The sequence below is a fragment of the Mucilaginibacter ginsenosidivorax genome, from assembly GCF_007971525.1.
Classification (GTDB): domain Bacteria; phylum Bacteroidota; class Bacteroidia; order Sphingobacteriales; family Sphingobacteriaceae; genus Mucilaginibacter; species Mucilaginibacter ginsenosidivorax.
Map to the genome: position 1 here is coordinate 1,762,595 of NZ_CP042437.1, position 25,558 is coordinate 1,788,152.

A 25,558-nucleotide genomic window follows, 5' to 3' on the forward strand; every position below is an offset into this window, starting at 1 on the left:
ATTAAATATATATACTATTAATTACCAAAACAACGAGTTATGAGATTAGCGGGGGTTTTATTTTTTTCGGCATTGCTGTTTTTTTCGGCATGCAAACTTGACACCACAATTGGCCCGGAAAAAAAGGCAGAGACAAGCGGAAGCACGCCGACTACCAATACCGGCTTTTACAGCCGTTACATCGCCATAGGCGATTCACAAACTGCCGGTTATACCAACGACGGCTTATATAATTGGGGAATTTACAACTCTTTCCCTAATATTTTTGCAGGCAGCCTGGAAGGTTCGGGCCTAAAAACATTTAATCAGCCGTTGTTTAGCATAGCCCAGATGAATGGCACCGGCTTTATGGAGCTAAAAGGGACCGACGCCAACGGCCAGCCTTTAATTGTAAGAGATACTTTAAAAACTGCTATTCGGGGAAGTATTAATATAAGTGGCTCGGGCACCATGCAATTACTTAGTAAGTTCACCGGCGATAATGACAATTTTGGCGTAGCCGGGTTAAAAGTAGCCGATATAAGCAATACACAAACCGGCAACACAAACCGGTATTTTGAAAGATTGCTGCCACTTAACGCTCCTGCAAATAACACCAGTTATGTTGATTTTATTACCAGTAAGCCATTCGGGTTTTTCACCCTTAATTTGGGCACCAATGATGTTTTTGGTTATGCCGCAGGCGGCGGGGTAAAACCATTGGCCTTAACAGACAAAACAACGTTTAATACATCATATACCCTGCTGGTTAACAAATTAACAGCCAATGGGGCAAAGGGTGTTTTAACTACCATTCCGGACGTAAGCGCCCTACCTTTTTTTACAGCAACAAAGCTGGCCGATATATTAACTAAGGCAAAAGTGATCAGTCCCACCTTTGATAAATTATATATCGAGGCAAAACAAAGTATAGATGTTGGCCAGGATGGTTACGAGGTTCGTGCGGCGACTTCGGCAGACTTATTATTGTTAAGCCTTAATGTTTCGCAAATAGGCAAGCAGGTTTCCACAACACACGGAGCACAGTATTATGGCTTATCGCCCTATGCCCCTATCGAAAACAAGTGGATACTTGATGTTAACGAAAAAACTATCGCATCTGATTACATTACCGCTTATAACACCTCTATCCGCACGTTGGCATCAACCAAGGCGCTTGCGCTATTTGATGCCTACGCCTTTTTTAATGACGTTAAAAAAGGCACTACTGTTCAAGGCATCTCTGTTTCATCAAATTATTTAACCGGCGGGTTGTTTTCATTAGATGGTGTGCATTTAAGCCCGCGCGGCAACGCCATTTTGGCCAATATGTATGTTGCGGTTACCAACGCAAAGTATGGCACCACTTTAAAAGAAGCCAAACTATCTGATTACAGCGCAAACTGATAGTCAAAATCAAGCACTATTTTTCCAATATGCCCACTGCTTTCCATAAGTTGGTGGGCTTTTTCGGCTTCAGAGGCAGGGAAAACAGCGTTTATAATAGGCTTAATTTTGCCCGATGCCAGCAACGGCCAAATAATGGCTTTTAACTTGTGGGCAATAGCCCCCTTAAACTCTACCTCGCGTGAGCGCAGCATCGAGCCGGTAATTACGAGCCGTTTTCGCATCACCTGGGCAAGGTCAATTTGCACATTGCTGCCATTCATGGCGTTAATAAGCACCAGCCGCCCTTCAACCGCCAGCGATTTAATATTGCCTGTGGTATAGTCGCCACCTATCATATCCAGTATCACATCAACGCCTTTGCCGGCGGTTATATCATTAATAACATCGGCAAAGTTTTCTGTTTTATAGTTAATTGCTTTTGCCGCACCCAAAGCCTCGCAAAAGCGGCATTTATCTGCTGATCCGGCAGTTACATAAACAGTATGCCCCAGCGCTTTGGCCATTTGTATAGCGGCAACGCCAATACCGCTTGAACCGCCATGAACCAGTAATGTTTCGCCATCCTTTAACCCTGCACGATCAAATACGTTGCTCCAAACGGTAAAAAAAGTTTCGGGCAGCGAGGCAGCTTCTGTAAATGAAAGATTCTCGGGTATCGGCAGGCATTGTTCTTCGGGGGCATTACAATATTCGGCATAACCGCCGCCTGCAACCAGGGCGCAAACTTTATCGCCAACCATCAAATGGGTTACGGTTGCACCTATAGCAACAACAACACCCGCAATTTCTAAACCAGGAATATCTTGTGGCGCGCCGGCAGGTGGCGGATAATTACCCTTTCGCTGAAAAACATCCGGGCGGTTAACACCCGCGGCCATAACCTTAATTAATACTTCGTTATCGGCATAAGCAGGCTCCGGCCTTTCCTGTACCTGTAAAACCGACGGATCGCCGGGCCGGGTTATAATAACTGCTTTCATTTTGATGTATAGAAGTATTCAAAGAGAACCTTACTTTAGCTGATTGATAGTATTTAAAACTCAAACAAATAAAAATATGGAAAGAATTCAGTTAGTACAAGAGGCATTGAATCAAATAGAAAGCGATTATTATTCTTTTTTTGAAGAAACTAATAGTGGCATTATTGACTATGTAAATATTATCTCCAATGGTGAAAGTAATTGGCTAAATGTAGTTGTAAAGGAAAATTCAAAACTACCTACAAAAATTGAAGAAGCTATAAAAGATAAATTTAAAATCTATCAGTAGCAATCTTTGCTCCAACTACGATATCAGGATCTTAACAAATAACGTTTGTGGTTGATGTTAACCACACCCAAAACCGTCATATTCTTGCAATCAGAAAAAATTCGTGCGCTTGTTGTACCTTATCATGCTGATAAAAAATTAAATTTGCGCCTGCAAACAATCATTCTTTTGGACAGAAAACTGATAATAGGAACACGTGGCAGCGAATTAGCGCTGTGGCAGGCTAATTTTGTAAAAGATAGCCTTGCCGCCATCAACATTACCGCCGAGTTAAAGATCATTAAAACACAGGGCGACCGTATCCTCAACCTCAGCTTTGATAAGCTGGAAGGTAAAGGCTTTTTCACCAAAGAATTAGAAGAAGAATTATTAGCCGGCTCCATCGACCTTGCGGTACACTCGCATAAAGATTTGCCGACCGAAAACCCTCCGGGACTCATCATCGCAGCAGTTTCAGAACGGGAAGACCCATCTGAACTGTTGCTGATATTGAAAGATTGTGTAGATGTACATCAAAAGTTATCTGTTAAATACGGAGCTATTGTTGGCACATCATCCAACAGGCGCAAGGCCCAGTTACTGGCTTACCGCCCCGACCTGGAGATAGAAGAGTTACGTGGCAATGTACCTACCCGCATAGGCAAACTGCGCGACGAAAAGTATGATGCCATTATGCTGGCCAAGGCTGGTGTAAGCCGTTTAAACATCGATTTAAGCGAGTTTCACGTAGAGGAACTAACCCCTGCCGAGCTAATCCCTGCACCTGCACAGGGCGCTTTGGCCATACAGATACGTGAAGCCGACCAGGAACTTTTTGAAGCCATGCAAGCGCTGCACCACGCGGATGTAGCCGAGGAATTGGCTGTTGAACGTACCGTTTTAAAACTATTTGGCGGCGGCTGTCACCTGCCTCTGGGCTGCTATTGCCGCAAGGAGGATGATGTATACCAGGTATTTACATCAAAAGCCAATGAAGGTGATGAATTCCCTGATAGGGTGTTCCTGAAATCGGATACTACGGAGGGCCTTGCCCAAAAAGTTGTAGCTATGTTTGATACCAATCGCAAACTGGCACAAAGCGTATTTATAACCCGCGATCTTTCGGAGCAAAGCTATTTCCGCAAGGCATTGGAAAAACATGGTATTAATATAGATGCCCGTTCGCTTATCCGCACCGTACCCGTTATCAACAAGCTTGATCCTTATATTTTAAGAGATATCAACTGGATATTTTTCAGCAGTAAAAATGCGGTAGAATATTTCTTTGCGCTAAAACCGCAATTGCCCTCAAAAGTAAAATTTGGCGTAATGGGCTCGGGATCTGAAGATACACTGCGCCGTAATGGCTACTTTGCAGCTTATGTTGGCGAAAGCGGCGATACCGCCGAGGTTGCGGCAGATTTTGCGGCTTTGGCCAACGGCACTAAAGTATTATTCCCCGGCGCCGAAGGCTCATTACGCAGCATACAACAAGGTTTATCTGCCGAAACCAAAATAATTGACCTTACAGTATACGAAACCGTAATTGAAGAAGACGTAGAAGGAACCGGCGCCGATGTACTGGTTTTTACAAGCCCATCCAACGTTGAGGCGTATTTTCAGGATAACCTGTTAGAACCCAACCAGCAGGTAATTGCCATTGGTAAATCAACAGGCAAAAAATTCGACGAAATGGGCACCCGGTACACATTACCGTTTTCGCCCGACGAAGTAGGCCTGGCCGAAGCCGTTTTTGGAACAACCTGTTTAACCAACAGGTGTTAAAAAAATATGTGGACCATGCTATTGATGGTCCGCATATTTAATGTTTAATATACTTCACTATTAACCTGGGATGTCTCGAAGGGTCGCTGTAGTAGCTCGAACAGAATATCCGGCAGGTATACAAAACTTCATTCTGCACAAATAACTTAAACCCGTAATTAGCGTTACTGCTCACCATTGAGCTTACCATATCTTTTACATTGATATTCATGTTCAAAAAAGGCTGATTTGTACTTGGCAATATTACCTGGTTGGCTGTTAACCCTGCCGGCTGGTTAAACCAGGTTACGCTTGCGGTGCTCCAATCTGTTGCCACCTGCTGTACCACAAAAGAATTATCGGTACCCGAGTTTGCATGCACCAGGTCGCCGTTTTTGGGTATCGTATCTGAATATAGATAAAGCTGCGCAGAAGTGATAGTGGCGTTAGCCGGAATACTGCTCAGGTCAAATTTTAATAAATTACGCACCGTGATGGGTATAAAATTGATGGTCCACGCGCAAAGCGGTTCTTCTATCGATGTATGGTTACTGGCATCCTGACCGTTATAGATACCAACATTGGTTTCATTAGGATTATTGGTTGGCGAAAGATCCAGCGTTGTTATAGTAGGCCCTTTTACAATCACGCCAACAGTATCAACTCCGCTAAGGCCATTGTTATCAATAACCATAAATTGAAACAAATATTTCCCCTCAACAAGATGTTTTGCAGTTGCCGATGCCGAGCTTTCATTCACGATAGAAGCCTCGCCAGGTCCCGAAATCTGGCTCCACAAATAGCCTACTGCCACATCAGCCGGGTTGCCATCAGTTCCGGTCAACAGCACCGAATCTTTTGGTAACGTTATGGTTACGTCGGGTTCGGCCTTCGCTACAACTTTTTGAACTGTAGGGGTTACGGTGTTCTTTTGGCAGGCAGCCAGGGCAAAAAAGACTATCAGCCCGGTTACAGGGATCAATTTATGAGTTTTCATTGCTTATCAGACAGTTAGGTGATATAAAGCTATAAAATATTTTGCTTGTACAAACATTTCTGTAAAATCATCCTTACGCCATAAATTACCTTTAATGAGTTTATAGCGTACATAATTGTAAGGGTTTATATAACTTTGCGCTCCACCGGCTGGTAAGGTAATTTCCGAAACCGGGGCATCAACTATAACATGTTACAACGACCACGTAGAAACCGTAAAAGTGAAGTAATACGCCAAATGGTGCAGGAAACGCACATAAGCGCGGCCAATTTGATATTCCCCCTGTTTATTATCGATGGCGAGAACCAAAAAAGCGAAGTAGCATCAATGCCGGGTATTTACCGGTACTCTGTAGATAACTTACTGCGCGAAATTGAAAGCTGCATGAAGCTGGGTTTAAAATCATTTGATTTGTTCCCCAATATTGATGAAGCCCTGAAGGATACCATGGCTACCGAAAGCTACCGCGAAGAAAGCCTGTACCTGCGCGCTATTCGTGAAGTTAAAAAGAACTTTCCGGAGGCTTGTGTTGTTACTGATGTGGCGATGGACCCCTACAGCAGCGATGGCCATGACGGCATTGTTAAAAACGGCGAAATATTGAACGACGAAACACTGGAAGTTTTAGGCAAAATGGCTTTGGCACATGCACAATGCGGTGCCGATATTATTGCCCCATCGGACATGATGGATGGCCGCGTGGGATATATCAGGAATGTATTGGACCAAAATGGCTTTACCAACGTTTCTATCATGTCATATTCGGCCAAGTATGCAAGCGCTTTTTATGGTCCGTTTAGGGATGCTTTAAATTCGGCACCCAAGTTTGGTGATAAAAAAACATACCAGATGAACCCTGCCAACCAGCGCGAGGCGTTGATAGAGGCCAATTTAGACGAGTTGGAAGGGGCCGATTTTTTAATGGTAAAACCAGCCCTGCCCTACCTGGATGTGATTAAGTTAATAAAAGATAATACCGAACTACCTGTAGCCGCATACAACGTAAGCGGCGAATATGCCATGATAAAAGCAGCCGTACAACGCGGCTGGCTCAACGAGCAGCGTGCCATAACCGAGGTGCTTACCAGTATCCGCCGGGCAGGCGCAACCGCGATATTGACTTATCATGCTAAGGAAGTTTTGGAAAATAAATGGCTTTAGAAGGGATAAAAGGTTAAAGGCGAAAGCTGAAAGGCAAAAAATACTATAATACGCCGTCATTGCGAGGTACGAAGCAATCCCGAACTATACAGGGCGGATTTGCAAATCGGGGATTGCTTCGTACCTCGCAATGACGGTTGGAAAAAATATAAAAATGTTAGATTCAATAAAAAAGATGTTTTCGGGCGAGGCTAATGAACCGGTGAATACTACGGGGAAGCCTGATATTAGCAGGGAGAAAAGTGCCGAGCTTTATGCCAGGGCCAAAACTTACTTTCCGGGTGGGGTTAACTCTCCCGTGAGGGCGTTTAAATCGGTATATGGCACGCCCTTGTTTATTCAAAAAGGCGATGGCAGCCACATTTGGGATGCCGATGGCAACGAGTTTATTGACTACTGTTGCTCATGGGGGCCGCTCATCCTTGGTCATAACAATACCAAAGTACGGGAGAAGGTTATTGAAGTGATGCAAAACGGCATGTCGTTTGGCGCACCAACCGCTTTGGAAAATGAACTGGCCGAACTAATCCTGAAGAACAATAAATTTATTGAAAAACTGCGTTTTGTAAGTTCAGGTACCGAAGCGGTTATGTCGGCCATCAGGCTGGCCCGTGGTTATACCAAACGCGATAAGATCCTGAAATTTGAAGGCTGCTACCACGGCCATACCGATGCTTTGCTGGTTAAGGCAGGATCGGGCCTGGTTACCTTTGGCGAAACTTCGTCTGCAGGCGTACCAAAGGCCTTTGTTGATGAAACCATCGTAGTATCCCTGAACGATAAGGAAGCCCTTACCCTGGCTTTTAATGAATTTAAAGACCAGATTGCAGCCGTCATCATCGAGCCTATCCCAGCCAATAACGGCTTGCTGTTACAGGAAAAAGAATACCTGCAATTTTTACGTGATATCTGCACCCAAAACGGCACACTATTGATATTTGATGAAGTAATCTCGGGTTTCCGGGTTGGTTTTGAAGGTGCGGCCGGTTACTACCAGATTAAGCCCGATATTATTACCTATGGCAAAATCATTGGCGGTGGCTTGCCTGTTGGCTGCTATGGCGCATCGGCCGAAATTATGGGTAATGTATCGCCCGATGGCGGTGTTTACCAGGCCGGTACATTATCTGGCAACCCGGTAGCTATGGCTGCAGGTATTGCCCAGCTGACCGAGCTTTTGCGCATGGGCTTTTACCGCGACCTTAATAATAAGAGAGAAGAATTTACCGAGGCTATACAGCGTTTTGCTACAGCCCGCAACTATAAATTTAAGGTTTTTGGTGTCGGATCGATATTCTGGTTTGCTTTTACAGATAAAGAGTATATTCGTAAAGCCGAAGATATTGATGCAGCAAGCATGGAAAAATTTAAAAAATTCCACCGCGAACTGATAAACCGGGGTATTTACCTGGGTCCATCAGGCTACGAAGTTGGTTTTATATCATCGGCCCATACCAAAATTGATTTAGAAAAAACCAAACGCGCTATTTTTGATAGCTTAGATTTGGTTTTTAGTAACAAATAAGCCCCACCCAAACCCTCCCCGGTAGGGAGGGGCTTAAAAAAGGGGTAAAATTAGATAAAAAACAAAAAGTCTCCCCTACCGGGGGAGATTTAGAGGGGGCTCTGGTTTATGAAAAGGACATTTGTAATTTTTTACGCACTCATCATCTACGCCGTTGCTCAGCTGGTATGGTGGGGGTACATGCTGGTAACACCGCATGCAAGGCCAATCAGCATGGTACTGTGCGAAGGATCGATGTTTATATTGGTTTTTACGCTGGGCGCTGTTAGCCTGCATAAAACCATCAATAAGGAACGTAAGTTACAGGAGCAAAAAAAGAACTTTTTGCTTTCGGTAACACACGAACTGAAATCGCCGCTGGCATCTATAAAAATCCTGCTGCAAACCATTCAGAAGCGTAACCTGACCAGGGAACAAGTGCTTGATTTTATAGAAAAATCGTTGAATGATGTTGAGCGCCTGGATGATATGGTTGAGAATATGTTACTGGCCTCCAAAATCGAAAACCAATCATACACCTTTCCTAAAGCCAGCTTTAACCTTTCGGTTTTGGTAGATAGCATTGTAAACCGTTTGCAAATAAGCAAATGCGATTGCAACCAAATGATCATCGATGCCGAGATTGAACCCAAAATTGAAATCACCGGCGATAAGTTTGCGCTTACATCTGTGGTAACCAATTTAATCGAGAATGCTGTAAAATATTCCAGCCCATGCTCGGCAGTGGTTGTTAAGTTATTTTCAAAAGATGATAAGGTATACCTGGAGGTGGCCGACCAGGGCATTGGCATAGCCGATAACGAAAAAGCCCGTATTTTTGACCGTTTTTACCGTGTGGGCAGCGAGGAAACCCGCAATACCAAGGGAACCGGCCTGGGTTTGTATATAGTAAAAGAGGTGCTGGATAAGCACCATGCCAGTATTAAGGTGAAAGACAACCGCCCCGCTGGTAGTATTTTTGAAGTTGTATTTGGATAACACGAATTGCACGAATTATATCGAATTTCACTAATCTGCTTATATAGCTTGAATAGTGATATAGGTAAATAACTTGAATAGTGATTCGTGTAATTCGATTTAATTAGTGTGAATTAGTGCTTATCAAATTAGCGTATTAAAATTATGAGTCAGACGATGCCTAACAAAAAAAGAATTCTATTAGCCGAAGACGAAGAGCATTTGTTGGAAGCCATTAAACTTAACCTTGAGCTGGAAGGTTATAAAGTTTCGACAGCTAAAAATGGTAAAAAGGCTTTGCAGTTGTTTAAAGAGGAGCGTTTTAACCTGGTTATATTAGATGTAATGATGCCCGAAATTGACGGCTTTGTGGTTGCAGAAACCATCCGCCTTGAAAATACCGAGGTGCCTATCATGTTTCTTACAGCCAAAAACACCAATGAGGATAAAATTTCGGGCCTAAAAAAAGGTGCCGATGATTATTTAACCAAACCGTTTAACCTGGAAGAGCTTATTTTAAGGGTAAACAACCTGGTAAAACGCAGCCTGAAAGGCGATGACCTAAAAGAGTTTAACAGCTACAAAATAGGCGAAAAAACCATCCACTTTAACTCGTTTGAGCTGGTGAATGAAGATGGTTCTATCACGCCGCTTACCAAAAAAGAAACCATGTTACTGAAGCTTTTAATTGAGCGCCGTAACGATGCCGTATCGCGCGAGCAGATATTGGAAACTGTTTGGAACTATGATGTATACCCATCAACCCGTACTATCGATAACTTTATCCTAACCTTCCGCAAGTACTTTGAACCAGATCCTAAAAACCCGGTTTATTTTCACTCTATCCGTGGTGTAGGCTATAAATTTACCGATAATCAGCACTAATTAATGTTCAGTAACCGGGTGCGCATATTTATTGCATTTGTTTTCCTACTGTCGTTAGGCTTGCTGCTGTACCTGCGCATTTATGAGCTTGCGGCCGTTGCTGTTTTGATGATTTTGTTGCTAATATGGGATTACTTTAAACAGGGAACCCTGGTGGTTGCGGCCAAGTATTTTCATCATAAGGAATTTGACAAGGCAGAGGCCTCATTAAAAGAGATCAGCAAACCCGAATGGCTTAGTAAAAAGCGCCGGGGTTATTATGAATTTATTTACGGCGGTATTTGTGTGCAAAAACAGGATTTTAAAGCAGCCGAACAACATTATGAGATTGCAGCCCAATACCCGCTTCGGTCTGTAAACGATCATGTAGCCGCGTTGGTTACGGTGGCCAATATAAGTATAAGGCATAATGATTATGATAAAGCCAAAGCCTACCTGCAATTGGCCGAGCAGCATGCCGATAAAATTACCGCCAAAATGAAGGATGTTATAAACAAACTTCACAAAGAGATTAAACAAAAATAGAGTATATAGAATCAAGAGTTAAGAATCAAGAATCAAGACCAAAAAACATGATGCGTAAAGTAACTCAACTAATCGCAACGCCATAAAAAAGTCTTAATTCTTGACTCTTGATTCTTGACTCTTTTGCTCTCTTCTAAAAGATATGAGAGATTCGTTATTAATAAAAGCAGCTTTTTCCGAAAAAACAGAACGGCCACCGGTGTGGATGATGCGCCAGGCAGGCCGTTTCATGAAAGAATATTGGGACATTAAAAACAAGTATTCCTTTTTGGAAATGTGCAAAACACCGGAGCTTGCCGCCGATGTTACCATGCTGCCGGTTAATTTATTAGGCATTGATGGCGCCATCCTGTTTTCGGACATACTGGTTACAGGCGAAGCCATGGGCGGCGATTTGAGTTTCAATGCCGGCACAGGCCCTAAGTTTGCTAACCCTGTACGTACACAAAAAGATATTGATAACCTGCAAACCGATGTAGGCGATAAATTACAGTATGTTGCCGATGCCATTAAAGTGATTCAGCAGCGTTTAAATGGCAGCATCCCGCTAATTGGTTTTGCAGGGGCGCCATTTACTGTGATGAGCTACCTGGTTGAAGGTGGGTCGTCGAAAGATTTTAAGCTCACCAAATTGATGCTGCACAATGAGCCGGCAATGGCCCATCAGCTGTTATCAAAAATAGCAACTGTTACAGCCAACTACTTGAACCTCCAGATTGAAGCCGGCGTAAACGCGGTACAAATCTTTGATAGCTGGGCGCAGGCTTTGGCGTGGGATGATTATAAAGAGTTTAGCCATTACTACATCCAGCAGATCATCAGCAAGCTTAATCGTAAGGATATCCCGGTGATATCGTTCTGCAAAGGCAGCTCGGTTTTTGCGCCGTTAATGGCCGAGGCTAAGCCGGACGTGGTATCGATAGACTGGAATGTTGATTTGCTGGACATCAAAAAACGTTTACCTGCCGGTGTAGCCGTGCAAGGTAACCTTGATCCGCATATATTATACGCCGATAAAAAAGTAATTAAAGACCGCATATACCGCCTGTTCGACCGGATGAAGGATGAGCCCGGCTTCATTTTCAACCTGGGCCACGGCATTATGCCCGATATCCCGTTTGATAATGTGAAATACGCGGTAGATATTATAAAGGAATACGCCCCCTAACCCCCTAAAGGGGGAACCATAGTCGGGTAATTAAAAATACAAATAAAAAAATCCCCCTTTTAGGGGGTTAGGGGGCTTCATGTACGAATACGTTCTCGCCATACATATCATTTTTGTAGTCTGCTGGATGGCGGGACTATTTTATATGGTGCGCCTGTTTATTTACCATACCGAGGCACAAGCCAAGCCCGAGCCAGACCGCAGTATCCTATCGGCCCAGTTCGAGGTTATGGAGAAGAAGCTATGGTATATCATTGCTGTGCCCTCCATGTTTATCGTGCTGGCTGCCGGAACAACCATGGTATGTATAAAACCTGGCTTTATGCTGATGGCCTGGCTGCCGATAAAACTTGGTTTTGTTATCGGGCTTATAATTTACCACTACATTTGCCAGCACAAAATGAAGCAGATGCGCAAAGGTATTTTTAAATGGACATCAACCCAATTACGCCTATGGAATGAGTTGGCCACCATTTTACTTTTCGCAATAGTATTTCTTGCAGTAAAAAAAGATGGCTTAAGCTGGATATTTGGGGTTGTGGGAATAGTATCGCTGGGTGTGATATTAATGATTGCGGTGAAAATTTATAAGCGGTTCAGGGAGAAGAGATAATCATTCATGAAAGCTCATTACTTTCAACGATGAGTGTTGGGCTATGAATTGAAAATCCCTGTCGTCGTGTAATAAAGTAAGCTTATTACTCATAGCATAAATCGCTATTAAGCAATCATTGGGTTTGCGAATTGTTACTCCCTTTGTTCGAAGATCTCGGTATAATTCCGCAGCTTTTACTGCCATATCATAAGCATCTTCATGGAGTTTAGTCAAATTATCAAAATGTGATTTAACTATGCGTTCACTAACATTTGATGTTACACCCTGTAACATCTCCTGAACTATAGTGGGACAAGTAGCAATAATAATGTTATTCAGGTTGCTTATTAAAAACTTACTGGATTCTGTTTCAATTCCCTTAAAAAAGTTGACCCATACCGATGTATCAACTAAAAAAATCTCCTTATTCAAAAGCTTTGTCATCTATTTCAACCTTGCCCCACAATTCAGCGAGTTTCTGTTGATTTTCAAGCGTAACATAAAGTTTTAATGCCTGTTCAATTATGGCTTTTTTAGTCTTTAAGTTGCTTAATTTTTTTGCCTTTGCCATCAACACATCATCGATATCAATATTTGTTCTCATACACACAAATTTCAATAAAGATACACATTTTATCTAAAAATACAACCTTATCATTACTGCTCAATTCAAATAGAGCATAGTTATATGTTATCTATCAAAACCTTCCTCCGCATCTTCTACAGCCTCCTCCTCTAAAACAAAAGGACCAACCATAGCACAATGATAGCCTATAACAAACAATGCCATCAGTCCGGCACCTAAAATACTTTCTGCAATAAAATGTGATGTTTTTGAATCAAACTGGCACAGTAACAGTTCAAAAACACAAGTCCTCACCAACGATATCACTAAAAAAGTCATCTCGTTAAAAAAATACAATGTTATAAACAGGAAAATAATGTTCCTGGCCTTAAACTTTGCCCCCGAAGTACAAATTTGGATGGTTAAAGCAAATAACACTAAAGGCATGTAAAGCCTTAAAATATAAATGACCGCGCTGCTCCATCTTTCCAAATACCGGTTGTCTATGCCGTGGTGCAGTTGTCCTTTTAACTGGAAAAATGACAGGTCTAACAAACAACATATAAACAATATCGCGACTAAGCAGGCTATATTCTTAAACGTTACTTTCCCAGGCTGGCTAATTGAAAAAATGGACACGAAAAAAATAAAAATGGACTTAGCATTATCAACTATGCTATAAGTTTCATTAAAACTAAAACGGAGACTGAAAAAACTTAATACACTTACGGGGATGTTTTTTGCACTTTGATCATACCGGGTATAATTTGAAATTACAGCCGTTATTATAAAGCTAATGCCTGTCAATAAAACAGCCTGCCAGATAGTTTTTGCGAAACGCTCCTGGTAAATATCGATAATAGCTGCTGATTGTTTTTTAAAAAAGGTTGAATATTGCATGCGATAAGGTTATACGTAAAAATATCAATTATTCTTTTACCACCACCCCATCTTTCACTACCAACTTCACCATTTTTAAAACTTTCATATCCTCAACCGGGTTACCATTCACTGCAACTAAGTCTGCCAGGCATCCGGCCTTGATATTCCCTAAATCCTTCAATCCAAAAACGGCGGCGTTAACCGATGTTGCCGAGCGCAGTACCGCTAAGGATTTCATGCCGTATTCGGTCATTAATATCATTTCCTGTGCATTATCGCCGTGGCTGAATACACCAACATCGCCGCCCATACAAATAGTAACACCGGCCTTTAATGCCTCGGTAAAAATGTAATGCTTTTGCTTTACTCCTGCCGGGGCCGGGTCGATGCCCTTCTTCCAGCCTTTGTAGCCTGAAATGGATTCCGTAGCGTTGAGGGTTGGGCATAAGGCTATACCCTTTTCCTTCATCAGCTTAAACAGTTCCGGTGTTCCGCCGTCGCCATGCTCAATGGTGGTTACGCCTGCCGCTATAGCCCGGCGCATGCCTTCGGTAGTTGACGAATGTACGGCAACCGTGCGGCCGCTGCTTTTTGCTACCTGTACAGCTACCTTCAGTTCTTCTTCGGTAAAGGTGGGAGCTGCGGTACCGTTTAACCCCCAGCGATAATCCACATAAATTTTCACTACATCTGCCCCATGGCCAATTTGCGACCGTACTATCCTTGCTATTCCATCAATACCATCAGCTTCTTCGCCGCCTTTAATTATGCTGGCTTCGGCAACTTCAGTTTTAGGGCCGTAACTGCCGGTAGCTACAATTGCCCGGGTGGCCACCAACATCCTGGGGCCGGGGATTATGCCTTTTTCAATCGCAGTTTTCAAACCCGCATCATCATAGGCAGCCCCTTCGGTACCCAGGTCGCGCACGGTAGTAAAGCCAGCCATTAAAGTTGCTCGGGCATGGTTAACCGCTCGGGCGGTACGTTCGGCACGGCTTTCGCCAAGTACCTGGTCGTTCCAGGCGGTTTCATTATAAGGATGCAGGAAAAGGTGCGAGTGGCCTTCAATTAGTCCGGGCATCAGCGTTGTGCCCTTCAGGTCAATCACCTTAGTATTGTCGGGTATTTTTATCGTAGCGGGCTCCCCTGCTGCTTCAATATGGTTACCATTTACCAGTACCCACCAGCCAGGGTGCATCTGCTCACCGTCGAAAACACGGTCGGGTTTAAGTAATATATAGGTTTCTGTTTTTTGGGCAAATGCGGGCAAGCAAAAAATGAGGAGTATTATTGTGGCTATTGTTTTCTTCATTATCAATAAAGATAGCTTACTTTATAGGATTGACACATTTTAAACCTGTAACCTTATCAAAATCAGAAACATTTCGCGTGTATAAATTCAGTCCGTTAACTAATGCTGTAGCAGCAATAATACTATCGCCTAACTTTAATCGATGAGATTTTCGAATCTGTATTGCGCAGTCAAATATTTCGGTCGAGGGAGCGATAATCGTGATGACGTCAAATATGTCAAGAAAATATTTTTCATCGTCTTTTTTTAATCCGTGAAATCCAAGAATCTCAACTCTTGATATTTCAGAAATACAGGAAAACTCATTAGTGATAATCTCCCGTAAGTATTGATACTCAGTTAAAAAAGAATAAATGAGAATATTGCTGTCGATTAATGAAATCATGATTAGGAAAACGGCAGATCACGATCCTCTCGCTGTTCGTTTTGCCAAGCTACTGCATCACCAAATGGAGAAGGTTTTGACGCTTTAAAGTTTAAAATCCTTTCTTTTATAGCAGCTTTATCGTTGCTATTACTATCTGCATCTTTTTTTTCAACAACAACATTTAGCTTTTTCGCCAGAGCTATAATCTTAGCAATGCTTTGTTCATTATTAGATTTTAGTATCAGTTCCATGATTTTTCACTATTAGCCTTATTCAAAAATACAATTATTCAAACCCGATTACAAATGATTACTTTGCTATTCACTAAAAACAGGTTATAAAAGCTCAGTCGTCCAACTAAAAAAATATTTCAAACCCCATGCAACCATTTGCCGCAGGTTACCATCTTACTTTTAAATGATGTTTTTGGAACCTAAATATACTATCGAACAATTGGTTGAACGCTGCAAAGCGGGCGAACGTAAGGCACAGGAATTGTTATACAAACAATTGGCCGGTAAAATGCTGGCCGTGTGTATGCGTTACGCTACCGATAGAATGGAGGCCGAAGACATGCTGCAAAACGGGTTTATAAAAGTTTTTGGCAAGATGACTGATTACCGGGCAGATGGATCATTTGAAGGTTGGGTAAGGCGCATTATGGTACACAGTTCTATTGAATACTATCGCAAGCACCACAAAATGATGCAGGTGGTTGATATGGACGAGGCAGGCACCGAACCATCGGTTAACCCGATAGCTGCCGCCAACCTTGATGCCAAAGTGCTGATGGGGCTGATACAGCAACTGGCACCGGGTTACCGCATTGTATTTAACCTGTATGCTTTAGAAGGTTACGCACACAAAGAAATTGCCGAAATTGTAGGCATCACCGAAGGGGCATCAAAATCGCAGCTATCAAGGGCGAGAACGATATTAAAAGAACAAATTGCAAAAATGGAGAGCAAAAGCTATGGATATGCAGGATAAGGATCTGGACAAGCTATTTCAATCGGCATTAAACGATTACGAGATAGAACCATCGGCAGAAGTGTGGACAGGAATTACCGGCGAATTGGATGCAGGCAAACGCAAAAGGGTATGGCTGCCCTACCTGAGTATTGCCGCGGCAGCAGTTTTACTGATAACCGCCGGCGTTTTATTTATCCCAAAAGAAGTAAAAACAATCAACCCTAAAAAAGATGGGCTGGCGGGTGTCAGCCATCCGATACAACCAAAAACGGTTGCCGGGCCAATCCAGGCAACACAGCCTGAAACTTCTGCCGGTAAACAGCCAGAAAAAGCGTTGGCAGCTCCGGCTAACAGTTTAGCGGCTATTAGCATACACAAACCGAATAAAAAAGCGGTTATTACAGCAATCCCGGTTACAGCTGAACCTGCCAGGGATATTGCAAAACCCGCCGATCAGCAGCCGGTGTTAGCGTCGGCAACTAACAAGCAGGAAGTAAAAGTTGCGTTACAGCCAGATACAGTTACCAGGATATTCCCAAAACATATTGACGAAACCCCGGTTTTTGCGGGTATTAAATCGCCTGTAGCCCCAACAGAAGTGGCAACTATTAAGCCAACGGTGCCGGTAAAAAAGCATAAGATCAGAAGCTTGGGCGATGTGTTTAATGTGATGATTGCCGCTGTTGATAAACGTAAAGATAAGATCATTGAATTTAGCAATACCGATGAGGATGATGCCACCATTACCGGTGTAAACCTGGGCATCATTAAAGTAAAAAAAGAAAAATAAAATCTAAAGAAAAAATATATACCCGAGAATATGAAACGTTTAATTTTAACGGCAATGCTATGCGTTGCAGCAAGCTACGGCTTTGCCCAAACCACCACAACTACCACAACCACTATAGTCGACTCGACCAAAACCGGTACAGATACCACTATTGTAACCAAAAAACATATCAAAGTTAAATTAGGGCTTGGCCATGATGCACCTTATGTATCGCCATATAGCAACGACAGCACAAAAGTACAAAGGACAAAAGCCCCTGGTTTTTCTTTCGGAATAACCTTTTCAAGGATCGACCTTGGCTTTGCTACTTTGCTTGACCATGGCAGCTTCACGCTGTCGCCCAATAACCAGTTCCTGAGTTACCGCCAGGCCAAAACAGCCAACTTTGGGTTTGATGTGGTACAATTTGGTTACCGCTTTAACAGCGCCTTCAAAATATATGTTTCGGGCGGGTTCGACTGGACCAACATCCGCCTGCGCCAGGATATTACCATACAACGCAATGCGCCGGTGTTAACCTACTTGCCCGATAGTATACATTTCAGTAAAAACCGGTTTTCATCAAGCTACCTGCGCATTCCCTTATCATTCTACTACCGCAGTCATGAGGATAGCCGTGGCAACTACTTCCGCCTGGTTGTGGGCCCCGAGGTTGGCATCCTGCTTAACGGACGTGTAAAACAAATAAGCGAAGAACGCGGCAAGCAAAAATTTGACGACGATTATCACTTTGCCAAACTGCGCAAAGGCGCATTCATCCGCATGGGCTACGGCATCATGGGCATCTACGCCAAATACTACTTTAACGATATGTTTGAAAACAGCCCCGCCCAGGAAGGGTTAAGAAACTTCAGCTTTGGATTGACGCTGGGATTTTAATGTTGTGGTGAGTGGTTGATTAGGTTAAGTAGTTGATTGAGTTGAGTAAGTTAAGCGGTTGATTAGGTTTCCACCACAACCCAATCAACTCAATCGAACTCAATCCAACTTAATCAACCTAATCCAACTCAATCAACCACTTAACCTAATCAACCATTCACCAAATCCTGCTATCTTTGCCTTAATGTCAGACATTCCTTTTTTGCAGGCTATTGCAGTAAGTAAAATATATCCCGGTAAACAGGCGGCCGGTGTTAAAAATACAGATATCTCTATCCAACCCGGAAAAATAACGGCTATTATTGGTGAAAGCGGAAGCGGGAAAAGCACGCTGCTGCGATTATTATACGGTCTGCTTTCTCCTGATGAAGGCATTGTTAAGTTTAAAGGCGAACGCATCTGGGGGCCCGAAGAAAAGCTGATTCCCGGTCATGATGCCATGAAAATGGTTACCCAGCATACCGACGACCTGAACCTGTTTGCCAAAGTTTGGGATAACGTAGCAGCCATGCTGCCCGCAACCGACCTAAAAGCCAAAAAGGAAAAAACAGAGCAAATTTTAACACAACTCAACATGCTCCACATGGCCGACAAACGGGTGGCCGACCTTAGTGGCGGCGAAAAGCAGCGTGTTGCCATTGCAAGGGCCATCATTACCCGCCCGCAGGTTTTATTACTGGATGAGCCGTTTAACCAGGTAGATACTTCCTTCAGGGAGGGTTTGCAGCAGGATATCAGGCAGATTGTAAAAGAACTTGGCATTACGGTTATCATGGTGTCGCATGATCCGGCCGAGGTGCTGTCTATGGCCGATGAACTGGTGGTGATAAAAAACGGCCAAATAGTGGAGCAGGGGCACCCAAAAACCTTGTATCAACACCCGCAGCATTTGTATACCGCCCAACTGCTAAGTAATTGTAATGTACTTAGCGCTGCCGACGCGCAGATTTGCGGTATTGAAACCATAAAAGACCACGTAGTAATTTATCCCGACTGGATAAGGATCAAACTGATCTCATCAACCAAAAGCTGGGCAATAAAACAAATCCTTTTCCGTGGTTTTTATGAAGACCTGATACTTGAAAAAGAGGGCGTGCTGCTCCGCGTATCCAACGGCGAACCCGATAGTTACAAAGAGGGTGATATGGTATCGGTTAGGTTTTGGAAGTGGCTGGAGTATTAAATCCTTTTAATAGCTGCCGCGAGTTTAGCGAAGCGTAACTCGTGGTTTATGTAAATTAAGCTTTCAGCTTAAATCATCGTCCATGAAAATTATTAGGGTAAATTAAGCTGGAAGCTTAATTTATGTATTACCACGGGTTACACTTCGTTAAACCCGCGGCAGCTGCAAATTAATGGAAATCAATTCTCATTAATCAATATATCCTTAGCCATAATCATGGGCACACTGATATATTTTTTCTCCATGTAGTTAATCACTTTTTCAAGGATATCGCGCGATTGCTGATCCATACTTTGTACTTCATCAGCAAAAACAGAATTGATGGCCGTGTTGCGGATCTCTTTGATCTTTTCGGGTACCTGGCGCATGGCCACTTCAATACGGCGTTGTTTCAGTTGGGTTAAAAACTCGGCTATATTTTGTTCAATAATACCTTCGGCGTGCACCAGTTCGTGGTAGCGCTCCTGCAGGTTACGTTTGGCAACCTCGTTTAATGAATGTACTTCGATAAAATTAACAGGGAATTGCTCTAAAACTTCGGGAGCAGTATCGTTAGGGATGGCCAAATCAACGATGGTTTTTTTGCCGGTTTCGCCGTTAAGCAGCGATTGGTAAATTTCGGGAGTGATGATAGGTTCAACTGCCGATGTGCAGGTGATAATGGCATCAAAGCCTTTATTGTATGTTTTAAGCGCCTCCAGGTCAAATGCCTCGCCGTTTAGGTCTTTGGCCAGTTCAGCCGCCTTTGAAACAGTACGGTTAAAAACTGCGAAGTTGCTAAACTTATGCTTTTGAAGGTATTTAGATAAATTTCGGTTGGTTTCGCCGGCTCCGATAATCAATACGCGGGCGTTTGAGCAAAGGTTTAAATCTTTAAGCTTACGATAAGCTAACGAGACAACCGAAATAGGATTTTTTGAGATATTGGTATGGGTATAAACTTCCTTGGCTGTTTTAACCACGCAGTTCATAATCATGCGCAACCCGTCGCCGGTAAGGCCTGCTTCTTTACAATGTTCGTAGGCTTTGCGCAGCTGGGCCAGTATCTCCTTTTCGCCAACTATCAAACTCTCTAACGAGCATGAAGTACGCAGCAGGTGTACCATAGCTTCCTGGTCTTCGTAAATAGAAGCGCCATCCATGAAAGTACTCAGGGAGTTTTCACACAGCTCGGTGTTAAAAGCTTCAATAAACCGTTTGGCAAAGTTTTTATCAACTACCTGTGGGGTAGTCATAACAAATTCCACACGGTTACATGTAGCCAGATAGAATATTTCCGGTATTCCAAATTGAGTTTTAACCTGTTGAAGCTTTTCAGTTAGATTTTCCTGGCAAACCACCAATCTTCCTATTTCCTTCAGTTCAATCTGTTTGTGTGTAAAAGCAATAACCTTTAAATACTTCAAAGCAGTTTTAAATTTGACCGAACAAAAATATCACTATATATGCGATGCAATGTCAACACTTTGTCAAACAGAGGTATTTAGAATGGTTATAAATTAGCCGAAATGGCCGAAAAACCACATAAAAACTGCTTAAAACAATACCCGGCAAAATTATGTATATTGACGAATGCGTTTTGTAAAAAAGGTTAGCCTGTTCATATTGGTGGTTGGTTATGCATTTGCGGGCATAAATCATTTCCTTAATCCCGAATCCTACATCCATATCATTCCGCGTTATATACCCTTCCCGGTTTTAATGAATATTATTGCCGGGGTAGCAGAAATATCATTCGCGCTCATGCTGATACGGCCCAAAACAAGGCCCTGGGCCATATATGGAATTATATTGATGCTGGCCGCGTTTTTACCGGTTCATATCCAGATGCTTATTGATGCGCCTTTTAAATTAGCTAACATAACCGTAACACCACTTATTGCCTGGGTACGCTTAATTTTACAACCGGCATTGATGCTGTGGGTATGGTGGCACCGCAAAAATTAACATCAAAGGCTTATCTTAAGGGCAAAACAAATCACCGGGTTTTTTATTTAAGGATACAGCATCTTAAAAGTACAATATGGATTTGCAAAGTGTTGAAATGCGTAACCTGGAAGTACACGATTACCAGGAATTGAAAAAGTCGATGAAATCGGCATACATGGATATGGACGAGGATTATTGGGACGCTAACTCCATTAAAAAGCTCATCAAAATATTCCCCGAAGGGCAAATTTGTGTAACCGTGAACGATGTGGTGGTAGGGTGCGCGTTAGCTATTATTGTCGATTATCAAAAATTTGGCGATAACCATACCTACAAACAAATTACCGGCGATAGTACGTTTAAAACCCATACCGATAAGGGCGATGTATTATACGGTATAGATGTATTTATCCACCCAAACTACCGCGGCCTGCGCCTGGCCCGCCGCCTTTATGATGCCCGCAAGGCCCTGTGCGAAAAGCTGAACCTGAAAAGCATTATTGCAGGTGGCCGCATACCCAATTATCAAAAATTCCAAAACGATCTTACCCCACGCCAGTATATTGATAAGGTAAAGTATAAAGAGATATATGACCCTACCCTATCCTTCCAGCTGGCTAATGATTTTCACGTGCGCAAAGTGCTGCGCAATTACCTGCCCGAGGATAGCCGCAGCAAGGGCTTTGCTACCCTGATAGAATGGAACAATGTATATTACGAGGAAATCAGCAACGCTATTAATCAAAAAACGGTAGTGCGCATTGGCCTGGTACAGTGGCAGATGCGTCCGTACAACAACATTAGTGAACTGTTAAAACATGCCGAATACTTTGTAGATGCGGTAAGCGATTACCAGGCAGATTTCATATTGTTCCCCGAGTTATTTGGTACTCCTTTAATGGCCGATTACAACCACATGGACAGTGCCAAAGCCATGCGCGAGCTGGCCAAATATACCCAGCCCATCATCGAAGAATTTTCAAAACTGGCGGTATCATACAATGTAAACATCATAGCAGGCAGCATGCCTACCATTTTTGAAGATTCGTTATACAATGTATCCTACCTGTTCAGGCGCAATGGCAGTATGGAAGAGGTTTACAAAATTCACCCTACCCCATCCGAGATCAGTTCGTGGGGTATTCGTGGCGGCGATGAGGTTAGGGTATTTGAAACCGACGCCGGCAAAATAGGCATCCTGATTTGTTACGATGTGGAGTTCCCGGAGTTATCGCGGATACTGGCCAGCCAGGACATGCAGATCCTGTTTGTACCATTTTTAACCGATACCCAAAACGGCTACAACCGGGTTAAGTTTTGCTCGCAGGCACGCGCGGTTGAGAACGAATGTTATGTAGCTATAGCGGGCTGTGTGGGCAACCTGCCCAATGTAAATAACATGGGCATCAGCTACGCGCAGTCGGCAGTGTTTACGCCGTCGGATTTTGGCTTCCCCACCAACGGCATTCAATCTGAAGCCACGCCGAACAGCGAAATGATTGTAATAGCCGACGTGGACCTTTCACTGCTGGATGAACTGCATGAGTACGGCAGCGTACAAAATTTGAAAGACCGCAGGACCGATTTGTATAATATTACTTTTAACGGGAAAAAAGTGTAGTATTGGGTAATGATCCGTAAAGATAATTACACCCTCCCCGGCGCCAAAGGACGGCCCATGCTGATAGACGTAACTTACAATGACGCTTTTAAAAACGCGCCGGTAGTTATCTTCGCACACGGCTTTAAAGGTTTTAAAGACTGGGGCACGCATAATTTGGTGGCCGGCTACTTTGCCAATGCCGGGTTTAAATACCTTAAATTCAATTTTTCGCACAATGGCACAACACCCGATAACCCGCTTGATTTTACCGACCTGATAGCTTTTAGCGATAATACATTTTCGATAGAGCTGGAGGATTTGGATACCATTATTGATTTTGCCTGCAGCGGATCGGGCATGGCAGCGGCCAGTGGGGTTTACCTTATTGGCCACAGCATGGGCGGCGGTATCAGCATCGTTAAATCGGCAGAGGATAGCCGGATAAAAAAGCTGGTTACCATGGCATCTATATCAAGCTTTTATAACCTTTGGCCCGAAGAAATAGAGATACAATGGCGTTTACAGGGTATTATTTACATGCCCAATAAGCGCACAGGGCAACAAATGCCCTTAAAAGCAACCCTGCTGGGCGATTTGGATAAACATCCTAAACGCCTGGATATATTGGCGCAGGCAGCTAAAGTGAAACAGCCCTGGTTATTGATGCACGGCGACACAGATCAAACAGTTCCTTTAAGCCATGCCGAAGAATTGTACGCAGCACATCCCGATGCTGAATTTTTTATTTTGCCTGGCGGCGACCATACTTTCGGCGGTGCCCATCCTTATTTAAGCGATGTTTTACCGGCATCGCTGATTGCATTTTGCGATACAACAATATCATTTTTAAGTAAATAAAACCGACGGCAACAATCTATCGTAACTTTTTTGTGTTAAAGTTATCACACCCGGTATAAGTACTATTATTGTTCACATGAGTTTAGAAGCATCCCGCAAAAAGGCAAAAAAATACATCAACGTTATCCCTACCGACGAGGCAGGTTTTGGCAAAATGATTCCCATTTTACGCGAGTATATGGGCAATAAAGCCGAGAACTCTCCAAAAAAACCGATAGGTCCGTTTAAAACCGACGTTAAAATTTATAACGACGCGCCAGAAAGCGGCCTGCGCATTACCTGGGTTGGCCATTCAAGCATATTGATTGAAATAGATGGCAAACGTATCCTTACCGACCCGGTTTGGGGCGACAGGGCGTCATTCTCCAAATATTTCGGCCCGAAGCGTTTTTTTAAGCCTGCCATTGCATTACAAGATTTGCCGCCTTTGGATGCTGTGCTGCTATCGCATGACCATTACGACCACCTGGATAAGGAAACGATTAAATTTTTTGCAGGAACCGATATCCCTTTTTACTGTTCGGTTGGCGTAGGCCAGTATCTTGAAAAATGGGGTATATTTAAAAATTTTGTATTCGAGATGGATTGGGGCGATAGCGTGCTGATAGGGAACCAGGTTGTTGTTACCTCTACCCCATCAAGGCATTTTTCGGGCCGCGGCGTGGTAAACCGAAACGAAACCCTTTGGGCAAGTTTTGTAATAAAAGGTCCCAAACACAATATTTATTTTGGAGCCGATTCTGGCTGGTCGCCCAGTTTTGCAGAGATTGGCAAGGCCTTTGGCCCGTTTGATTTAACGATGCTTGAGGTGGGCGCTTACGGCAAATACTGGCCGGATATCCATATGGGGCCAGATCATGCTTCAAATGCCCACATAGCCCTTAAAGGTAAGCTCATGATGCCTATACACTACGGCACGTTTAACCTGGCCCCCCACGCCTGGTACGAGCCGGTTGAACGTTTGGAGAAATTTGCCAAAGATAAAAAGATAGATCTTTTTGTACCCGAACCGGGTAAGCCCACCGAAGTTAAAGGCCCTTATAACTCGGCCTGGTGGAAAAAGTTTATGTAGGTACAGCCCAAGCAAAAATGCTATCCTGATATCGGTCCAAAAGTAATTGAACCATGTATTGTTCATCCGGTTTATTGCGCTATCTTTAAGTTTAATTACCTGCCTAAACTTACGGATACAGTTCTATGCAAGCTACAACAATTGATGAAATTATAACACAACTGGAAACCATCATTACCGATGCCATACAAACCGGCAGCCGGGCCGGGTATTTTGCTGCGCTGTACCACAAAGTAACCTGTAAAGTAAAAGAGGGAATATTGGCCGGCGAGTTTGAGGATGGCAAAAGAATGGAGCAACTGGATGTTACTTTCGCAAGCCGCTATATTACGGCCTATCATCAATGGCAACAAAAACAGCAACCTTCGGCATCATGGGCGCTTGCTTTCGGCATATTTAATAAACCCCGAAAAATGGTGCTGCAACATTTGCTTATCGGCATGAACGCGCACATTAACCTTGATTTGGGTATCGCCGTTGTTGAAACTGCCCGGGCTTTTAACCAATCATTGACCCAGGTGCATAACGATTTTAATGCCATCAACACCATTTTATCTGCCCTCACATATGAGGTTATTACCGAGCTAAACCAGGTATCTCCATTAATGTCATTAGCCGGTTTGCACGCGCAAAACAACTCCATACTGATTCAATTTGCGCTTGGTAACGCCCGTGATGGCGCCTGGTGCTTTGCCGAAGACCTTTACACGCGAACCGGCCAGGATTACATTAACCTAATAAGCAGCCGCGATGCCGACATCAACAAACTTGGCCTGGGCATTGTTGCCCCGGTAGGGTTATTAAGTTTTACTGTTTGGATAATCCACTTGTTTGAGTGGAGAAATCCGTCAAAAATAACCACCGTGCTAAGCGAGTATAAAAAAGCTTATTTGAAGGTAAATTGATTTTATTGGGGCAACCTGTGTATGTAA

General features: G+C 43.3%; 28 protein-coding genes. 19 read left to right on the top strand and 9 right to left on the bottom strand.

Features of this window, described 5'->3' with window-relative positions; translation table 11 throughout:
• The first annotated feature begins 39 nt into the window (after positions 1-39).
• Entirely contained in the window at positions 40-1,386 is a 1,347-nt protein-coding gene (locus FSB76_RS07400) for an SGNH/GDSL hydrolase family protein (RefSeq protein WP_147052973.1), read from the top strand.
• On the opposite strand, the gene FSB76_RS07405 is transcribed toward FSB76_RS07400, so the two are convergent.
• Positions 1,371-2,369, bottom strand: coding sequence for an NAD(P)H-quinone oxidoreductase (locus FSB76_RS07405; RefSeq protein ID WP_147052974.1), 999 nt, complete (start codon positions 2,367-2,369; stop codon positions 1,371-1,373). The two genes, FSB76_RS07400 and FSB76_RS07405, sit on opposite strands and share 16 nt — an antisense overlap.
• 76 nt (positions 2,370-2,445) lie before the next feature.
• Between FSB76_RS07405 and FSB76_RS07410 the strand changes: the two genes are divergently transcribed.
• Together FSB76_RS07410 and hemC are read left to right on the top strand one after the other, a co-directional pair.
• A complete protein-coding gene (locus FSB76_RS07410) occupies positions 2,446-2,658 on the top strand; it encodes a hypothetical protein (RefSeq protein ID WP_147052975.1) in 213 nt (70 codons plus the stop codon).
• 168 nt (positions 2,659-2,826) lie between these two features.
• Complete coding sequence (gene hemC / locus FSB76_RS07415) at positions 2,827-4,422, top strand: hydroxymethylbilane synthase (protein WP_147060909.1); 1,596 nt, start codon at positions 2,827-2,829, stop codon at positions 4,420-4,422.
• 37 nt (positions 4,423-4,459) lie between these two features.
• Here the strand turns inward: hemC and FSB76_RS07420 are convergent, their stop codons facing one another.
• Positions 4,460-5,398, bottom strand: coding sequence for a DNRLRE domain-containing protein (locus FSB76_RS07420; protein WP_147052976.1), 939 nt, complete (start codon positions 5,396-5,398; stop codon positions 4,460-4,462).
• 189 nt (positions 5,399-5,587) lie between these two features.
• Between FSB76_RS07420 and hemB the strand changes: the two genes are divergently transcribed.
• The 7 genes from hemB (at position 5,588) to FSB76_RS07455 (ending at position 12,232) form a co-directional block, all read left to right on the top strand.
• Positions 5,588-6,559 (top strand): porphobilinogen synthase, encoded by a 972-nt coding sequence (hemB, locus tag FSB76_RS07425; protein ID WP_147052977.1) that lies wholly within the window; start codon positions 5,588-5,590, stop codon positions 6,557-6,559.
• Between the two features lie 154 nt (positions 6,560-6,713).
• The gene (gene hemL / locus FSB76_RS07430; RefSeq protein WP_192910136.1) at positions 6,714-8,084 is read left to right on the top strand and encodes a glutamate-1-semialdehyde 2,1-aminomutase; all 1,371 of its coding nucleotides are present in this window, start codon (positions 6,714-6,716) and stop codon (positions 8,082-8,084) included.
• A 108-nt stretch (positions 8,085-8,192) separates the two neighbouring features.
• Positions 8,193-9,062: a sensor histidine kinase gene (locus FSB76_RS07435; protein WP_147052978.1), complete on the top strand. Its 870-nt coding sequence runs from the start codon at positions 8,193-8,195 to the stop codon at positions 9,060-9,062.
• 156 nt (positions 9,063-9,218) lie between these two features.
• Entirely contained in the window at positions 9,219-9,926 is a 708-nt protein-coding gene (locus tag FSB76_RS07440) for a response regulator transcription factor (RefSeq protein ID WP_090643161.1), read from the top strand.
• A gap of 3 nt (positions 9,927-9,929) precedes the next feature.
• Entirely contained in the window at positions 9,930-10,451 is a 522-nt protein-coding gene (locus FSB76_RS07445; RefSeq protein ID WP_147052979.1) for a tetratricopeptide repeat protein, read from the top strand.
• Positions 10,452-10,593: 142 nt separating this feature from the next.
• Entirely contained in the window at positions 10,594-11,619 is a 1,026-nt protein-coding gene (gene hemE / locus FSB76_RS07450) for a uroporphyrinogen decarboxylase (RefSeq protein WP_147052980.1), read from the top strand.
• A 79-nt stretch (positions 11,620-11,698) separates the two neighbouring features.
• Entirely contained in the window at positions 11,699-12,232 is a 534-nt protein-coding gene (locus tag FSB76_RS07455; protein ID WP_147052981.1) for a CopD family protein, read from the top strand.
• Here the strand turns inward: FSB76_RS07455 and vapC are convergent, their stop codons facing one another.
• From vapC to FSB76_RS07485, 6 genes are all read right to left on the bottom strand, one after another.
• Complete coding sequence (gene vapC, locus FSB76_RS07460) at positions 12,233-12,646, bottom strand: type II toxin-antitoxin system VapC family toxin (RefSeq protein ID WP_225976443.1); 414 nt, start codon at positions 12,644-12,646, stop codon at positions 12,233-12,235. It abuts the gene before it with no gap.
• Positions 12,639-12,818, bottom strand: a complete 180-nt coding sequence (locus FSB76_RS07465; protein WP_147052983.1) for a type II toxin-antitoxin system VapB family antitoxin — start codon at positions 12,816-12,818, stop codon at positions 12,639-12,641. Before FSB76_RS07465 ends, vapC begins: the two co-directional genes overlap by 8 nt.
• 87 nt (positions 12,819-12,905) lie before the next feature.
• Positions 12,906-13,679 (bottom strand): hypothetical protein, encoded by a 774-nt coding sequence (locus FSB76_RS07470; RefSeq protein ID WP_147052984.1) that lies wholly within the window; start codon positions 13,677-13,679, stop codon positions 12,906-12,908.
• A 28-nt stretch (positions 13,680-13,707) separates the two neighbouring features.
• On the bottom strand, positions 13,708-14,973 hold the full coding sequence (locus FSB76_RS07475; protein ID WP_147052985.1) for a metal-dependent hydrolase family protein: 1,266 nt from the start codon (positions 14,971-14,973) through the stop codon (positions 13,708-13,710).
• Positions 14,974-14,989: 16 nt separating this feature from the next.
• A complete protein-coding gene (locus FSB76_RS07480; protein WP_147052986.1) occupies positions 14,990-15,358 on the bottom strand; it encodes a type II toxin-antitoxin system VapC family toxin in 369 nt (122 codons plus the stop codon).
• A gap of 2 nt (positions 15,359-15,360) precedes the next feature.
• The gene (locus FSB76_RS07485; RefSeq protein ID WP_147052987.1) at positions 15,361-15,591 is read right to left on the bottom strand and encodes a hypothetical protein; all 231 of its coding nucleotides are present in this window, start codon (positions 15,589-15,591) and stop codon (positions 15,361-15,363) included.
• Positions 15,592-15,760: 169 nt separating this feature from the next.
• Between FSB76_RS07485 and FSB76_RS07490 the strand changes: the two genes are divergently transcribed.
• The 4 genes from FSB76_RS07490 (at position 15,761) to FSB76_RS07505 (ending at position 19,164) form a co-directional block, all read left to right on the top strand.
• Entirely contained in the window at positions 15,761-16,330 is a 570-nt protein-coding gene (locus tag FSB76_RS07490; RefSeq protein ID WP_147060911.1) for an RNA polymerase sigma factor, read from the top strand.
• A complete protein-coding gene (locus FSB76_RS07495; RefSeq protein WP_147052988.1) occupies positions 16,290-17,102 on the top strand; it encodes a hypothetical protein in 813 nt (270 codons plus the stop codon). The genes FSB76_RS07490 and FSB76_RS07495 overlap by 41 nt, the downstream gene beginning before the upstream one ends.
• Before the next feature lie 30 nt (positions 17,103-17,132).
• A complete protein-coding gene (locus FSB76_RS07500) occupies positions 17,133-17,981 on the top strand; it encodes an outer membrane beta-barrel protein (RefSeq protein ID WP_147052989.1) in 849 nt (282 codons plus the stop codon).
• A 184-nt stretch (positions 17,982-18,165) separates the two neighbouring features.
• Positions 18,166-19,164, top strand: a complete 999-nt coding sequence (locus tag FSB76_RS07505; RefSeq protein WP_147052990.1) for an ABC transporter ATP-binding protein — start codon at positions 18,166-18,168, stop codon at positions 19,162-19,164.
• A 179-nt stretch (positions 19,165-19,343) separates the two neighbouring features.
• On the opposite strand, the gene hemA is transcribed toward FSB76_RS07505, so the two are convergent.
• Positions 19,344-20,570 carry a glutamyl-tRNA reductase gene (hemA, locus tag FSB76_RS07510; RefSeq protein WP_147052991.1) on the bottom strand — a complete coding sequence of 409 codons (1,227 nt, stop codon included), beginning with the start codon at positions 20,568-20,570 and terminating at the stop codon, positions 19,344-19,346.
• 166 nt (positions 20,571-20,736) lie between these two features.
• Here hemA and FSB76_RS07515 point away from each other — a divergent pair, with 166 nt between their 5' ends.
• The 5 genes from FSB76_RS07515 (at position 20,737) to FSB76_RS07535 (ending at position 25,531) form a co-directional block, all read left to right on the top strand.
• Positions 20,737-21,111 carry a DoxX family protein gene (locus tag FSB76_RS07515; protein ID WP_147052992.1) on the top strand — a complete coding sequence of 125 codons (375 nt, stop codon included), beginning with the start codon at positions 20,737-20,739 and terminating at the stop codon, positions 21,109-21,111.
• Positions 21,112-21,187: 76 nt separating this feature from the next.
• Complete coding sequence (locus FSB76_RS07520; protein ID WP_147052993.1) at positions 21,188-22,714, top strand: carbon-nitrogen hydrolase family protein; 1,527 nt, start codon at positions 21,188-21,190, stop codon at positions 22,712-22,714.
• 9 nt (positions 22,715-22,723) lie between these two features.
• Entirely contained in the window at positions 22,724-23,554 is an 831-nt protein-coding gene (locus FSB76_RS07525; protein ID WP_147052994.1) for an alpha/beta hydrolase family protein, read from the top strand.
• Positions 23,555-23,630: 76 nt separating this feature from the next.
• A complete protein-coding gene (locus FSB76_RS07530; RefSeq protein WP_147052995.1) occupies positions 23,631-24,626 on the top strand; it encodes an MBL fold metallo-hydrolase in 996 nt (331 codons plus the stop codon).
• Positions 24,627-24,751: 125 nt separating this feature from the next.
• The gene (locus tag FSB76_RS07535; protein WP_147052996.1) at positions 24,752-25,531 is read left to right on the top strand and encodes a DUF5995 family protein; all 780 of its coding nucleotides are present in this window, start codon (positions 24,752-24,754) and stop codon (positions 25,529-25,531) included.
• Positions 25,532-25,558 lie beyond the last annotated feature (27 nt).